General features: G+C 77.3%; 2 protein-coding genes. One reads left to right on the forward strand and one right to left on the reverse strand.

What is annotated here, in order from left to right; all coding sequences use genetic code 11:
* Positions 1-441, forward strand: a 441-nt coding sequence (locus tag ACFU99_RS43650) for a UTRA domain-containing protein (protein WP_384404332.1), incomplete at its 5' end; no start/stop codon positions are given.
* Between the two features lie 45 nt (positions 442-486).
* Here the strand turns inward: ACFU99_RS43650 and ACFU99_RS43655 are convergent.
* Positions 487-1411, reverse strand: a 925-nt coding sequence (locus ACFU99_RS43655) for an ROK family protein (protein WP_384404334.1), incomplete at its 5' end; no start/stop codon positions are given.

Below are 1411 nucleotides of genomic sequence, written 5' to 3' on the forward strand. Positions count from 1 at the left end.
CCCGTGGACAGCGCGCTGCGCCGCCCGCCCGCCGCCGTCGCCCGGCTCCTCGGCCTCCCCGCCGACGAGCAGGCGCACGCCGTCCGCCGCACCCGCGTGACGCACGGCCAGCCGGTCGCCGCCGAGATGCTGTACGTACCGGTGGCCACCGTCCCCGAGCTCACCGCGATCGACGCGCCCAACGGGCCCGCCCGCGCCCGCGCCGTGCTGCGCGAGCTCCAGCGGCTCGAACTCGAAGGCCAGGACCGGTCCGTGGAGCTCGGCTCCGCCCAGGCGGACGACGCCAAGCAGCTCGACCGGCTGCCCGGCGCGCCCGTGCTCGTCGTCACCACCCGCTTCGTCGCGGACGGCCGCACCGCCGCCGTGGCGGTCGCCACCTACCGGGCCGACACCTGCCGGCTCACCTTCGACGACAACGGCATGGAGCTGCTCGCGAGCTGACGGGCCCGTAGCCCGTAGCCCGCCCCGCCGGGGCAGCCGCCCGGCTCACCGCCGTGCCGTGACGGTGCTCTCGACCGCGAAGAGCTGTTCCTCCACGTGGTCGAGGGCCAGGCGCAGCGCGCCCGTCGCCGCCGCCGCCTCGCCCAGCGCCGACTGGACCACCTGCGGCGGCCGCAGGCAGTAGCGGGCGAGCTCGGAGCGCAGCGGCTCCAGCACCCCGTCCAGCCCGGCGGCCCAGCCGCCCACCACCACCAGCTGCGGATCGAGCGCCAGCACCAGCGCCGCCACGTCGTGCACCAGCCGCCGCATATAGCGGTCCTGGGCCGCCCGCGCCCCGGCGTCGCCCTGGCCCGCCATCGCGAACACCCGCGCCACCTGCGCGTCGTCGAGCGGATGCAGCGGCTCCCCGGTCGTGGACAGCACCACCTCCGGGGTGGCCTCCCGGCCCAGCAGGTGCAGCGCGCCGATCTCCCCGGCCGCGCCGCCGAAGCCCCGGTGCAGCCTGCCGCCGATCAGGGAGCCCGCCCCCGGGCTCAGCCCGGCGCGTACGAACACGATGTCGTCGGAGCCGGTCGCGGCGCCCGACCAATGCTCGGCCACGGCGGCGGCGTTGGCGTCGTTCTCCAGCAGCACCGGACACGTGAACCAGCTCCGCAGCCGCTCGCCGAGCGGCAGCCCCGTCCACTCCGGCAGCGCCGTGCACAGCCGCACGGTCCCGTCGGCCTCCACGATGCCGGGGCTCGCGACGCCGACCGCCCGCAGCGACTCGCGCGCGACGGAGCAGCGGCCGAGCAGATCGGCGACCGCGTGGCCCACCCGCTCCAGCCGCTCGTCGGCCGGAGCCGCCACCCGGACGTCCAGCGAGACCGAGTCCAGGACCCGGCCGCTCAGGTCGGACAGGAGCGCCGAGGCCCGGTGCGGGCCGATCTCCACGCCCATCAGATGCCCGGCCTCGACCCGGAACCGGAAG

This window comes from Streptomyces sp. NPDC057654, from assembly GCF_042800135.1.
Taxonomy (GTDB): Bacteria; Actinomycetota; Actinomycetes; order Streptomycetales; family Streptomycetaceae; genus Streptomyces.